The following is a 13,426-nucleotide window of genomic DNA, read 5'->3' on the forward strand; positions in this document are numbered from 1 at the left end:
TCCCGTACTTGCCGGGATGCGCGCCCACTGGTCGTGGTGCTCTACGTGCAGGGCAGAACGTCCGGATCGGCGCCCGCCTTGGGCACCCACCGCACGTTCGCGAACGACGCCTGGAACGGGCCGTCCGTGTAGACCAGGAACGGCGTGTTGACGTTCTCCAGGTCGAGTCCCTTGTCGGAGAAGCAGTTGACCGAGATCTTGACGGTCGACTTCTGCCCGATCGGGAGGTTGCGGAACGCCTGCGTGGCGTCGATCTCCGCGAGGCACGGGTACATGCAGTGCGCGCTGATGACCGTGCGGTTGGCCGGGGCCTGGTGCACGATCACGTCGAACTCGATGGCCGCGTTGGCGTTGCCGTAGCCGCGCAGGTCGCTGCCGGTCGGGCTCTGCAGGTACACCTGGCCGGGGCCGGTGCCGGTCCACGTCGTCTTGAGCGCGTCCTGCTGGACGTTGACGTCGGACTGCACGACGTTGATCTCGGAGTGCGAGGCCTGGCCGTCGGGGCCGATCTCGGTGCCGCCCCAGTTCTCCGCCGAGCCGATGTAGCTCTTGTACGGCGCGATGTCCGTGCGGTTGAAGACCTCGAGGTCCTCGGTCGCCGTGCCGCCGCCACCGCCGGAGCAGGTGCCGCCGGGGCTCGTCTCGTCGAGCTTGCCGACGGAGCCGGTCTGCCAGTCGCGCAGGCCGTAGCCGAGCTTGAACAACGGCGTCTTGGCCGCCTCACCGGGCAGCGCGGGGCAGGCCTCGCCCGGCCACGAGTAGGACAGCTTGCCGCTGAACCCGTTGTGGCGCCCGCGGATCAGCAGGTCCGCGATGCCCTGGCCCTCGGAACCCGGCAGCCAGGCGGACACGAACGCGTCGGAGCGGTTGATCTCCTTGTTCATGTACAGCGCGCGGCCACCCACGTAGACGGTGACGACCGGCTTGCCCTTGCCGGACACCTTGTCCAGCACGGCGAGGTCCTGCGGGTACAGGCGGGCGCTCTCGAACGACCGCTTGCCGAGGTCGCCCACGCCCTCCGCGTACGGCGTCTCGCCGATGACGGCGATGACGGCGTCGAACTGCGCCGGGTCGACGCCGTCCGCGGTCTCGGAGAACGTGACGTTCTTGGTGCCCAGCGCGTCCTGGATGCCCTTGAGGATGCTGGTGGCGTTGGGGAAGTCGGCGTTGGTGTTGCCGGTGCCCTGCCACGACAGCGTCCAGCCGCCGGTCTGGTTGGAGATGTTGTCGGCGCTCTTGCCGACGACCAGGACCTTGCTGCGGTTGGAGAGCGGCAGCGTGCGCTTGTCGTTCTTCAGCAGCACGGCGGAGTCGCGCACGGCCTCGCGGGCGAGCTCCTTGTGCTGCAACGCCTTCTGCTCACCGGCGTGGTCGCGCTTCGACGGCTTGGGCGCGTCGAACGTGCCGGCGCGCAGCTTGACGCGCAGGATGCGGGTGACCGCGTCGTCGATGCGGGTCATCGGGATCTGGCCGGACTCGACCTGGGCGATCGTGTTGGTGATGAAGGCCTTCCACTCGCCGGGCACCATGACGACGTCCATGCCGGCGTTGATGGCCTGCGGGCAGCTGGAGTTCGTGCAGCCGGTGACCTGGCCGATGCCGTTCCAGTCGGAGACGATCAGGCCGTCGAAGCCCATCTTCTCCTTGAGGATGCCGGTCTGCGCGTACTTGCTGCCGTGCAGCTTGCCCTCGTTGATGACGTCGTTCGTCCAGCTGTTGAACGAGATCATCACGGTCTGCGCACCCGCGGCCAGAGCACCGTAGTAGCCCTGCCCGTGGATGTTGATCAGGTCCTTCTCGCTGGCGGCGTTGACGCCCTGGTCCTTGCCACCGGTCGTGCCGCCGTCACCGATGAAGTGCTTGGCGGTGGCGATCACGCCGTCCTCGCCGATGCGCTTCTTCGCGTTGTCCTGCAAGCCCTTGACGGCCTCGAAGCCGTAGGCGCGGGTGATCCGCGGGTCCTCGGAGTAGCCCTCGTAGGTCCGGCCCCAGCGGTCGTCCTGCACCACGGCGAGAGTGGGCGCGAAGGCCCAGTCCTGCCCGGTGGCGCGAATCTGCTCGGCCGTCGCGGCGGCGATGTCGCGGACGAGGCAGGGGTCGTACGCGGCACCGAGACCGATGTTGTGGGGGAACACGGTCGTGCCGAAGACGTTGTTGTTGCCGTGCACTGCGTCGATGCCCCAGATGACGGGGATCTTGGTGCGCGAGGCCTTCGAGGCCTCCCAGTACGCGTCGGCGAGCGTCAGCCACTCCTGCGGCGCCGCGTGCTTGTTGCCACCGGGGAAGCTGCCGCCACCGTTGAGGACGGAGCCGAACCCGTAGGTGGTGACGTCGGCCGGGGTGATCTGGCCGATCTCCGGCTGCGTCATCTGGCCGACCTTCTCGGCCAGCGTCATGTCCTTGAGGATGGCCTTGATCCTGGCCTCGTCCTTGCGGTCACCGTCGAGCTGGCTGTCGATCCTCGGCCAGTCCTTGAGGGTGGGCAGGGACTTCTCGATGCGGGCACACCCGTGCTCGGTCTTGGGCTGCCCGATGACCGTCTGCTTCGGTCCGTGCCGCTCTTCCTGTGCGGCGGCGGCCGCCGATGTCGCGCTGGCGGCGAGCGTCAGCCCCAGCACCGCGGCGAGAGTGCTTCTCCATTGCATGCCGCGATCCTCAACGGCGTGTTACGTCTGCGTCAATGGGAACGCTCTCATGACTTTGTTCCGGAAAGTTTCAGGACGAAAGTGGCGTATCGGGCTTGGGTGGTCGTGTTGGGTTTTGGGGTGGATTGGTGGAGTTCCGGGGCCGCATGGTTGCGGTTGGGTGCGCGGGTTCCAGCGTGGTCGCCAGTGCGGTCGGGTGCCTGTTCCAGCGTGGGCGTGCACCTCGGACGAAAGACTGATGTACATCGCCGCTCCGCGACGATCCGCGATTGGGGCTTGACTTCGGGGCCCTTGCGAGGCGCTCAGTCGGCCGGAAAAGGCCGGATGCTTCGCAACCGGCCGATCCCGAAAGGGGTAGCACCTCGCACCAAAGTCAAGCCCCAATCGCCTAACCACGAGTGGGTGCACCGCTACCCATCTGGGCAAGGTCTGCACGGCTCGCCTTCGGCATCGCTTGATACCGAAGCAAAGCGAAGCCCCGGTTCCTGCGGAACCGGGGCTTCGCTTTGCTTGGCTGTGTCAGCCTGCCAGGGCTCGCACTCGGCGCAGCACCTCGTCCGTGCCCAGCGTGCGGGCCACCGCGTGCAGGTCCGGGCTCGCCTTCGAGCCGGTGAGGGCCACGCGGATCAACTGGGCCGCCTCGCGGATGGAGCCGGGGTAGGCGTCCGGGTTCTTCTTGTACTCCTTGGGGTTCGGGGCGAAGCCGTGCTTCGTGGCCAGCTCGCGGATCTGGCCGAACCACTCCTGGCCGTCTTCGAGATCGGCGTAGCCGTCGGCGAAGTCCGCTGCGAAGGCGGAGATGAGGTCCGCCGGGAGGCCGCCGAGGCGCTCGTCGGTGCGGTCCGACACCAGGGGGAAGAGGGACGGGAAGAAGAAGCCGTAGGCGGTGCGGAAGTCAGACCACTTGCGGAGGTCCTTGCGCGGGTTGGCGACCTCCGGGCCGCGCTCGACCTGGAGGGCGGCCAGGGCCTCGTCGCGTGACGAGGAGAGGACGGTCACCAGCTCCGGGTCGTACGTGGCGGCCCACTCGGAGATGCGGGAGATGATCTCCTCGCCCGAGAGGGTGGCCACGTAGTCGGCGCAGATGTCGTCCAGCTTCACGAGGTCGACCAGGGGGCCGGCCACGCCGCACTCGGCGAGCACGACGGGGGACGCCAAGGCCTCGGCCAGCGGGAGCTCGGCCAGGCGGGCGTTCACCAGGCCGCGCAGGTAGTACTGGACGGCCTCGGCCGGGAAGCCCGCCTCGATGAAGAACTCGACGGAGGCTTCCGGGTCCTTGCGCTTCGACAGCTTGCGGCGGGAGCCGCCCTGCTGCTTCATCAGCGGCGCGATGTGGGCGTACTCGACGCGGTCGAAGCCCAGTGCGTCGAAGAGCTGGAGGTGGGTCGGGACGGAGGAGATCCACTCCTCGCCGCGGATCACCAGGTTCACGCGCATCAGGTGGTCGTCGACGGCGTGCGCGAAGTGGTACGTGGGCAGGCGCGGGCTCTGGTCGGAGGCCTTGAGGATCACCACGTCGTTGCGGTTGGCCTCGTGCTCCAGCGGGCCGCGGATGGCGTCGACGAACTGCGTGCGCTCGCCCGCCTTGCCCGGTGAGCGGAAGCGGACGACGTACGGACGGCCCGCGGCCAGGGCCTCCTGGACGTCCTCTGCGGTCTTGTCGCGCCAGATCGCCCAGCGGCCGTAGTAGCCGGTGGGGAGCTTCGTGGCCTGCTGGCGGGCGGTGATGTCCGCGAGCTCTTCCTTCGTGGCGAAGCAGAGGTACGCCTTGTCGGCGCGCAGCAGCTCGCGCACGTAGGTCAGGTAGACCTGCTCGCGCTGCGACTGGTGGTACGGGCCGTAGGCGCCCACGGCGTCGGCCTCGTCGGGCTCGATGCCGAAGTACTTGAACGCCCGGTTGAACTGGTCGACGGCGCCGGGGACCTCGCGCGCCTGGTCGGTGTCCTCGACGCGCACGATGTACGAGCCGCCCGAGTGGGAGGCGATGTCGCGGTCGATCATGCCCACGTACAGGCCGCCGATGTGCAGGAAGCCGGTCGGCGACGGGCCCAGGCGGGTGACCTTCGCGTCTTCGCCCAGGCCGCGCGGCGGGTACTGCTCCTCCCAGAAGGACGGCTCGGGCAGGTCCGAGGGGAACAGGGCGTCGACGACGGCACGGTCGAGCATCGCTGGAGGTCTCCAAACCGGGGAAAGGAAGTCCTCCCAGGTTATCAACGCCGCAACCGGGTAATGCCCTGGGCATGAAGGCAGTCACCTGGCACGGCAAACGCGACGTCCGGGTCGACACGGTGCCCGATCCGGTTCTCAAAGAACCGGACGACGTCATCGTGAAGATCACCTCCACCGGCATCTGCGGGTCGGACCTGCATCTGTACGAGGTGCTGGGGCCGTTCCTCACCGAAGGCGACGTGCTGGGCCACGAGCCGATGGGCGTCGTCGAGGAGGTCGGCCCGCAGGTCACGAACCTCAAGCCCGGCGACCGGGTCGTGATCCCGTTCAACGTCTCCTGCAACCACTGCTACATGTGCGAGCAGGGCCTGCAGAGCCAGTGCGAGACCACGCAGGTGCGGGAGCACGGGTCGGGCGCGGCGCTGTTCGGGTACACCAAGCTCTACGGACAGGTGCCCGGCGGGCAAGCCGAGTACCTGCGGGTCCCGTTCGGGAACTCGCTGCCGATCCAGGTCCCGGACGGACCGCCGGACGACCGGTTCGTCTACCTCAGCGACGTGCTGCCCACGGCGTGGCAGGCCGTCGAGTACGCGGACGTCAAAGCAGACCAGACCGTCGCCGTCCTCGGGCTCGGGCCCATCGGCGACATGGCGTGCCGGGTCGCGCTGCAGAGGAACGCGCGGGTCATCGGCATCGACCTCGTGCCCGAACGGCTCGCGCGCGCCAAGGCCCGCGGCGTCGAGACGATCGACCTGCGCGGCGCCGGCAAACGCCTCACCGAGGTGGTCCTCGACCTCACCGGCGGGCGCGGGCCCGACGCGGTGATCGACTCGGTCGGCATGGAGGCCCACGGCGCCCCGGTCGGCAAGATCGCCCAGTCGCTCACCGGGCTGCTGCCGGACACGATGGCGCAGAAGCTCATGAAGGAGGCGGGCGTCGACCGGCTCAGGGCCCTCTACAGCGCGATCGACATGGTCCGCAGGGGCGGCACGATCTCCATCGTCGGCGTCTACGGCGGCATGGCCGACCCGATGCCGATGCTGACGCTGTTCGACAAGCAGGTCCAGCTGCGGATGGGTCAGGCGAACGTGTGGCGGTGGGTCCCGGAGATCCTGCCGCTGCTCACCGACGCCGACCCGCTCGGCACGCAGGACTTCGCCACGCACCGGCTGCCGCTCGAGGCCGCCCCGCAGGCGTACGAGACGTTCCAGAAGAAGGGCGACGGCATGGTCAAGGTGCTGCTCAGCCCTTGATCGGGACGGCGTGCCGCTCCCAGGGCGGTCGCCCACCCCGGGAGCAGCGGGTCAGGAGAGCGGTGACGCGGCGGTCGCGTCCAGCAGCACTTCCTGGACGTCGACGATGTCGCCGACGTCGAAGCCCCGCATGTCCGCCGCGAACTCGGGGCTGGCCATGAAAGCGGCGGTGAGCTCGGCGGGATCGGCGCCGTCGGGGTAGGCGATCAACGCGACCAGGCGGTACCGGCCGGTGTCGTGGTCGGTCCAGATGCCGTGGGTGGTGACGCCGAACGCGCGCAGGCTGGGCACGTGCCGCGTCCAATGCACGGTCGCGTACTCGTGGAGCGCCTCGGCCGAGCGGAGGGTGTAGGTCCTGAGCTGGTACATGGTCGTCGAAGTCCTCTCGGGTTCGGAACGGACGGATTCGGGACGGGTGGGTTCGGAACGGGTGGGTTCGGTCAGCCGAGCAGGCTGACGCCCAGGGCGAGCACGGCCACGCCCTGCAGCACGGCGCGGGGGACGATGACCCGGTCCCAGGTCCGCTGCCAGGCCCGGACGTCCGCGGGGGTCTCGTGCGCGTCGGCGGCCGCGGTGAGCCTGCGGTTGACGGGTGCGCTGATCCGCAGGTAGATCACGACCCAGACCACGAGCAGCAGGAAGGCGACGGCCGTGGTCACCGCGGCCGTGGTGCGGCCGGCCAGCGCGCAGGAGACGGCCGCGGCGCCGGCGGCGAGGACACCGAGGATCCCGGGAACCTGCATCCGCCGATCGGCGACGCGGTGCAGGTTGCCCATGAACCGGGTGAGCGTGGCGTCGTCGACCAGGGTGAGCGCGGATCGCTGGACCAGGGTGCAGAAGGCGTCGGTGCCGTAGACGATTCCGGTGCTCACGATGGCCAGGAGCGCGGCGAGCTGCGAGAACAGTGTCATGCGAGCCTCCGTGAGTGCGTATCTAGCGTTGCTAGCGCCGCTAGCGATAGCAACGCTAGACGCTGTCAGCGCTCCGAGCAATAGCGTTGCTAGATTTTGTTTCAGCGCTACCGAGGGGCAGGTGACACTGCAGGCTCATGCCGACGCCGACACTGTTCGACGAGCAGGTCCAGCTGCGGACGAGTCAGGCGCACGCGTGGCGGCGGGTCCCGGAGAGTCCACGGCCGAAGTGCTGCTCAGTCCTTGATCGGCATATCCTGCCCCGCATGGCCAAGTACCTGGACGTCCACCCGGTCAACCCGCAGAAGCGCGCCATCGACCAGGCCGTGCGGATCCTGCAGGAGGACGGCCTGATCGCGTACCCCACGGACTCCTGCTATGCGCTCGGCTGCCGCCTGGGCAACAAGGACGGCATCGACAGGATCCGGGAGATCCGCAAGCTCGACGACAAGCACCACTTCACGCTGATGTGCGAGAACTTCGCCCAGCTGGGCCAGTTCGTGGTCGTCGACAACGCGGTGTTCCGCGCGATCAAGGCCTCCACGCCGGGCAACTACACGTTCATCCTGCCCGCGACGAAGGAGGTGCCGCGCCGGATGATGCACGCGAAGAAGAAGACCGTCGGCGCGCGCATCCCGGACCACGTCGTGACGCAGGCGCTGCTGCAGGCGATGGGCGAGCCGCTGCTCACGTCGACGCTGCTGCTGCCGGACGAGGCGGAGCCGCTGGTCGACGGCTGGGAGATCAAGGACCGGCTCGACCACGTGGTGGACGCGGTGATCGACTCCGGGGAGTGCGGCACCACGCCCACCACGGTGGTGGACTTCTCGAGCGGCGAGGCCGAGATCATCCGCTACGGCGCGGGTGACCCGGCCCGGTTCGAGTGACCGTCACGGTCGAGGACCATGACAACGTTGGACAACCACTGCGGCGGGTGACGCCTACGACACGACCAGCGCGAAGTCGGCGTCGGTCTCGCTCGTCTCGGGGTGGCCGTCGACGTTGACGGCGGTCGCCACGACCTCGACGGTCCAGGTGCCCGCGGCGGGTGCCTGGACGAGGACGTTCTCCACGGTGTCGACGGTGCTCGCGCTGCCGCCGGGCGTGGACCAGTTGTTCTCCAGCAGGCCGGCGTTGCCCCAGTAGACGGTGCCGTCCGGGGCGGTGACCTTCAGCGAGAGGTCGTTGACGGTCGCGGTGGCCGCGGTCGGCGAGCCGGCCGGGTCGGTGTACGCGAGCGTCGCGCGCAGCGGCGTCTGACCGTCGGACTCGACCGTGTAGCTGCGGGTCTGACCGGTCGTGACCAGGTCGGTCTCGTTCACGAGAACGGGCAGCTTCCACCCGTTGGCCTGCGCGCGGTCGTAGAGGTTGCGGACCGAGACGGTGCCCCAGCCCTGGTGCGTGCGGGTCTGGTCGTGCGCGGTGCCGCTGAACGGGTGCTGGTCCGCGGTGTTGACCAGCAGCGCCTTGGCGGTCGCCGCGTGCGGGCGGGCGTCGAACACGTCACGGGCCTGGCCGGGGCCGCCGGAGAACACGCCGTCCGCCCACATCTGGAACATCAGACCGGCGTTGCCGCAGGTGATCGGCGTGGCGCCGGAGGTGCCGCCGAACGACGCCGTGTAGGAGCTGTCGCTGCTGGACGAGGTCGTGTCGATGGCGTCGTAGAAGTTCGACAGCTCGGGCTTGATGCGGCCGTCGGCGGCGGGGCCGATCGACGCTCCCCTGTTCCACTTGTCGTCGGCGCGGTCGAGGGTGTTGAAGTGGTAGTGCCCGCCGACCGAGAGCACGTTCTTCGCCCACGCCTGCGGACGGGAGCTGCGCGTGCCCGCGTTGCTCTGCGACTGGCAGATCAGCAGGTCGTGGTCGAACACGATCCTGTCCATCTGCTGCGAGATGGAGTTGTAGGACGTGGTGAGCGAGTCGCCCCAGCTGTTCGACTGGAACACCGCGCGGTACTGACCGGCGGGGTCGACCAGCTCGCCGGCCAGCGCGTAGCGGTCGCCGCGCTGGTAGACGGCCGTGATGCCCTGGCCCTCCGGCAGCAGGCCGCGGCGCTGCGCCGACACGCCGGACGCGAAGATCTCGCCGTAGGTCGACGTGCCGTGCGAGGTGTCGGTCGAGTTGGTGGTGTGCTGGAGCGCCGGGTTCGCCTGGAACTCCTGGTGCGTCAGGCGGAAACCGCCGTCCATGACCTCGCCGCGCACGCCCTGGCCGCGATAGCCGCCGACGGTCTCGATGTAGTTGGCACCGGACGACTCGCGCGAGATCGCCATGTCCGTCTCGGGCGCCGAGACGGGGTCGATCGCGAGGACGGCGGGCAGCTTCGCGACCTGCGCGACCTGGCCGGCGTCGAGCGTGGCCATGATGTGCTCACGGCTGGCGGAGATGACGTCGACCTTGCCGCCCAGCGACTTCACCTTGTCGGCGACGGTCTGCTGGTCGCGGGCGTCCGGCCCGGTGAGCGTGATGAGGTAGCCGGACGAGCCGCCGAGCGCCATGATCGTCGGCTGGGCCTGGAACGGGGTCAGGCCCCGCACGTAGCTCAGCCGCGACACGCGCGTGGTGCTCGTCATGCGCGCGACGTAGGTGCCGTCCTGGACGAACGCGCCGAGCTTCACACCGAGGCCCTGGAGCTGGTGGCGCTGGGCGTCGGACAAGGTCGTGCGGAACTGCAGCAGGTAAGCGCTCTCCGCCGGTGCGGCGACCGCCGGCACGGCACTGATCAGCGCGAACGCCGATAACGCGGAAACGATTGTGCGCAGCAAGAAAACAACCTCCATCGGCAGGGGTGGCAGCGATCGGAGGGGCGTCACTGCCCGTGATCAGCACGTTACCGTCACCAACCAGCCGGGGACATCAGTCGATCGGCGGTGATCATCATGCGGACGGTGTAGAACAATCCGTTCGGCCCCGGCCATTCACTTTCACCCGGATGGTGCATCCGGAGTAACGTCCGGTCAGGTATGCCCGACATGCCACGGAAAGCATTTCCGCGCGGAGGACGGATGCCTGTCTCGCCTGAGCAGCTCATGGAAGAACTGCGCACGTTGTGTCGCGGGCGCGGTGTGCAGACTCCCGGTATCGACTTGCACGTCGGTCCGGCGTTGCGCCAGGTGTGCGGCCTCGTGGAGTCCGACGGCGCGGAAGCCGTTCGAACGAAACTGCAGGGCTGGGTCGCGAACGCGGTGCGCGGATTCCCCGTCGAGGTCCGCAACGCCGTTCTGGCGCCGCTCGGACTGCACGAGGAAGCGCAGTTCCGGTTCCTCAACGAACGCATCGAATGGCTCGCGCGGCAGCAGGACCGCGGCGCGCGGACGGTGCGCAGGAGGATGGACGCCGGACTGCAGCGCCTGGTGGAGGTGGCGCTGCAGCCGGCCCGTTCGACGACGCACGTGGCGCCGTCGGAACTCTGGCACGTCAAGGAGTTCGACGCGCTGCTGAAGCTGGACGGTCCGACGCCCGCGTGCACGGAGCGCCGGACCGTGGTGGCCGACACCGACGGTGTCAACGAGATCGCGTGGTCCATCACGATCCCCGCCCCCGCGCCCGGTGGTGCTCCCGGGGATCTGGACGTGGAGGTGTTGCACGGGGTCGAGCTCATCGGCCACGAACGACCGTCCCCGCGGCGCTTCCTGATGAAGCTGCGGTTGCCCCGCCCCCTCGACGCGGGACAAACACACCAGTTCGCACTCGAGGTGCGGGTGCCGCGGGGACAGTCGATGCGTCCCACCTACGTGTTCTGGCCAGAGCGGATGTGCGAGTCGTTCCGGTTGCGGGTCCGCTTCGACCGGGACGACCTGCCCGAGGCGGTGTGGCGCGTCGAAGAGGCTCTGGCGCGCGACACCGACGATCTGACGCCCTGGCCCAGGTCGCTGCCCATCGACGAGATCGGCGAGATCGACGTCTCGTTCCCGCATCCTCGTCAGGGCCGCGGCTACGGCGTGCAGTGGACGCCTCGCGACTGACCGTTGGAGATCAGAAGTTCGGGGATCAGAAGATTTAGCAGAAGTGCGGTTCCACGGCTGACACCTCCCTCGATGGCTCAGGGAGAACCGCAGCCCGAAGTGCGCGTCAGATCACCGAGACCATGAAGAAAGTGCCGACCACAAATCCCACGAAAAGGCAGATCGCGGCAACCTTCACGACGGTGGCGAGTGAGCAGATCATTCTCATCGAGAAATTCACCTTCTCATTCTGACTGGCTCTCCGGCTGTTGTTCTCGCCGATGCACCAAGAGTGGCTTTCCGCCAGTCGAATGAGAACGGGTTTCCTGTTGCGTGCAGAATCGTGAAACCCTGGAAACGCTATTTCTGGGTGGTGCGGCGCAGCGCCATCACGAGCAGGGCGTGCGAACTGCCGGCGTGCGGGAGCTTGCCGTCGCGGACGAGGTCGAGGGCGCGGCAGAACGGCATGGTGCGCACGCGCAGGTCGGCCTCCCCCGGCTCGAGGGCCGCCTCCCCTTGGACGAGCCCGGTGGCGAGGAAGATGTGGTCGACGTGGTTGCTGAGGCTGTCCGCGCCGTGGATCTGCCCGAGCCGCTCCCACGTCCGCGCGCGCAACCCGGTCTCCTCCGCGAGCTCACGACGTGCCGCGGCCAGCGGGTCGGCGTCCGTCTGATCGACGGCACCGCCGGGCAGCCGCCATTCCGTGCCGCCGTGCGTGTAGATCCACTGCCGGGTCAGCACGACCTGGTCGTCGTCCTGGATCGCCAGAACCGTGACCGACCCCGGCGCCACCACGTGGGTGTAGGTGCCGTGTCCGCCATCCGGTCTGACGACGTCGTCCGCGCGGACCTCGAACCACGGGGACCGGTGCACCACGTTGGTCGCCAAGCGCTGCCAGACCATCACCACACCAGCCGCCTCGTCGAACCGCGTCATCACCATGACTCACATGGAACCATCGCGACCCGCTTCAGTTAGCCCCAGTTGATCGTCAATGAATTGCCAATTCGTGGACATTCCGCGTTTGGTTGTTTCTTGCCGTCCACACTGCTGTGGAGGGGGTGAAGCCGTTGCCGCCCACGTTCGCACAGGAGGTTCGCCGCCTGCGCAACGAGCGCGGCCTGTCACTCAATCAGATGACCACGAGGGTCTCGTACAGCAAGGGACACCTCAGCAAGATCGAAACCGGCGTGGCCCAGCCGAACCCGGAAATGGCCAAGGTTCTCGACGAGGCCTTGGGGGCCGGGGGCAGGCTGATCGAGCTGGCGGACGCCCCGGCAAGGCCGATTCCCAGTGACGACACCAGCCTCGTCGCCTACGGCACCATCTTCGACGGCCACCGCACCCTGGGGCACCGGCACAGCCCCGAACTGGTGCTCGCCGGTCTGCGCCCGCAGGTGGAAGCCCTGAGCGACCTGGCGCGATCGGCCACCGACCCGGCCCTGGGCCGCGGTCTGTGGTTGCTGGCAGCCAAGTTCGCCGAGTACGCGGGCTGGATGGAACAGGAACGCGGTGACGACGCCTCCGCCGCCGAGCTGACCAGACGGGCGGTCCTGTACGCCGCGAAGGGTGGGGACCGCGAACTGGAGGCGTGGGCCCTGGTGCGCCAGGCGGAGTTCGCCCTCTACAAAGGAGATGCCCGCGCGACGGTCGCCTATTCGCGCTTGGCGGGCAAGTCCCGTTCCATCGCCGTGCAAGCCGGTGCCGCGCAACGGGAAGCGCAGGGCTACGCGCTGGCAGGAGACGAACTGCGCTGCGAGGAGGCCCTCGACCGCGCGGCCGAGCTCCGCCGCGAGGTCGACGAGTCCCCCTACGGCTCAACGAGCCTGGAGGACCAGGTGGCGATCACCAGAGCCTGGGCGTTCCACGACCTCGGCCGCCACGCGGAAGCAGCCGAGATCCTGGACGTCCAGCTACCGCTGATCGCACCCACGGCCCTCCGCGCCCGCACCCGCTTCGGCCTGCGCCGCGCTCTGGCCCACGCGGAGGCAGGCGAGGTCGACCACGCCTGCGACCTGGTCGCCGACCTGCTCGACAACATCCGGCAGGTGCAGTCGGCGACCGTGCACATCGACCTGACCGCGTTCAGCAAGCTGCTGTCGAGACTCCGGCCCGCGGCGGGACGCGAGGTGGCAGCCGAGATCAGGGAGATCCTCTTCGCCTAGACACAGCGAAGCCGAAGGCGAGCAAGGCGACGGCGAAGCCGAGCTGCCTTGGCTTTTGCTTTGCTTTTGCCCTTGGCTTTTCCCATGCGCTCGGGTGGGGTGGTCCCGTCACGAGCAGTGCTGACGCGTTTAGCTGCGCCCGAGGAGGGGTGTCAAGCGGGCACGCTTTTCGCCCGCTTGACACCCCTCCTCGGGTGTGGCTGCCTCGAGCACTGCTCGTGACGGGACCACCCCACGGAATCCGCACAACCAACGCAACGCGCAGCCGCCGTAAGCAACCGGCGTGCCATCAACCCGCCGAGGGCGCTGGCCGGTCTTTGATCAGTTGGCGGGGTCCGG

General features: G+C 68.6%; 10 protein-coding genes. 4 read left to right on the top strand and 6 right to left on the bottom strand.

All coding sequences use genetic code 11. The features are described from left to right. Positions 1 to 41: 41 nt before the first annotated feature. Together ACFWV3_RS16590 and ACFWV3_RS16595 are read right to left on the bottom strand one after the other, a co-directional pair. A complete protein-coding gene (locus ACFWV3_RS16590; RefSeq protein ID WP_382412093.1) occupies positions 42 to 2,645 on the bottom strand; it encodes an exo 1,3/1,4-beta-D-glucan glucohydrolase in 2,604 nt (867 codons plus the stop codon). Between the two features lie 519 nt (positions 2,646 to 3,164). Continuing rightward, positions 3,165 to 4,811 carry a glutamate--tRNA ligase gene (locus ACFWV3_RS16595; RefSeq protein WP_382412094.1) on the bottom strand — a complete coding sequence of 549 codons (1,647 nt, stop codon included), beginning with the start codon at positions 4,809 to 4,811 and terminating at the stop codon, positions 3,165 to 3,167. 74 nt (positions 4,812 to 4,885) lie between these two features. On the opposite strand from ACFWV3_RS16595, the gene ACFWV3_RS16600 reads away from it, so the two are divergent. After that, entirely contained in the window at positions 4,886 to 6,067 is a 1,182-nt protein-coding gene (locus ACFWV3_RS16600) for a zinc-dependent alcohol dehydrogenase (RefSeq protein WP_382412096.1), read from the top strand. A gap of 51 nt (positions 6,068 to 6,118) precedes the next feature. Here the strand turns inward: ACFWV3_RS16600 and ACFWV3_RS16605 are convergent, their stop codons facing one another. Both ACFWV3_RS16605 and ACFWV3_RS16610 read right to left on the bottom strand, forming a co-directional pair. Beyond that, positions 6,119 to 6,436 carry an NIPSNAP family protein gene (locus tag ACFWV3_RS16605; protein WP_382412097.1) on the bottom strand — a complete coding sequence of 106 codons (318 nt, stop codon included), beginning with the start codon at positions 6,434 to 6,436 and terminating at the stop codon, positions 6,119 to 6,121. A gap of 71 nt (positions 6,437 to 6,507) precedes the next feature. Further along, positions 6,508 to 6,978: a hypothetical protein gene (locus ACFWV3_RS16610; RefSeq protein ID WP_382412098.1), complete on the bottom strand. Its 471-nt coding sequence runs from the start codon at positions 6,976 to 6,978 to the stop codon at positions 6,508 to 6,510. Between the two features lie 266 nt (positions 6,979 to 7,244). On the opposite strand from ACFWV3_RS16610, the gene ACFWV3_RS16615 reads away from it, so the two are divergent. After that, the gene (locus tag ACFWV3_RS16615) at positions 7,245 to 7,865 is read left to right on the top strand and encodes an L-threonylcarbamoyladenylate synthase (protein WP_382412099.1); all 621 of its coding nucleotides are present in this window, start codon (positions 7,245 to 7,247) and stop codon (positions 7,863 to 7,865) included. Between the two features lie 54 nt (positions 7,866 to 7,919). Here the strand turns inward: ACFWV3_RS16615 and ACFWV3_RS16620 are convergent, their stop codons facing one another. After that, the gene (locus ACFWV3_RS16620; RefSeq protein ID WP_382412100.1) at positions 7,920 to 9,743 is read right to left on the bottom strand and encodes a S8 family serine peptidase; all 1,824 of its coding nucleotides are present in this window, start codon (positions 9,741 to 9,743) and stop codon (positions 7,920 to 7,922) included. A 240-nt stretch (positions 9,744 to 9,983) separates the two neighbouring features. On the opposite strand from ACFWV3_RS16620, the gene ACFWV3_RS16625 reads away from it, so the two are divergent. After that, positions 9,984 to 10,943, top strand: a complete 960-nt coding sequence (locus ACFWV3_RS16625; RefSeq protein WP_382412101.1) for a hypothetical protein — start codon at positions 9,984 to 9,986, stop codon at positions 10,941 to 10,943. A gap of 339 nt (positions 10,944 to 11,282) precedes the next feature. Here ACFWV3_RS16625 and ACFWV3_RS16630 read toward each other — a convergent pair whose 3' ends face one another. Next, positions 11,283 to 11,864 carry an NUDIX domain-containing protein gene (locus tag ACFWV3_RS16630; protein WP_382412102.1) on the bottom strand — a complete coding sequence of 194 codons (582 nt, stop codon included), beginning with the start codon at positions 11,862 to 11,864 and terminating at the stop codon, positions 11,283 to 11,285. Between the two features lie 119 nt (positions 11,865 to 11,983). On the opposite strand from ACFWV3_RS16630, the gene ACFWV3_RS16635 reads away from it, so the two are divergent. Then, on the top strand, positions 11,984 to 13,087 hold the full coding sequence (locus ACFWV3_RS16635) for a helix-turn-helix domain-containing protein (protein WP_382412104.1): 1,104 nt from the start codon (positions 11,984 to 11,986) through the stop codon (positions 13,085 to 13,087). The last annotated feature ends 339 nt before the right edge of the window (positions 13,088 to 13,426 follow it).

This window comes from Lentzea sp. NPDC059081 (assembly GCF_042738015.1).
Taxonomy (GTDB): domain Bacteria; phylum Actinomycetota; class Actinomycetes; order Mycobacteriales; family Pseudonocardiaceae; genus Lentzea.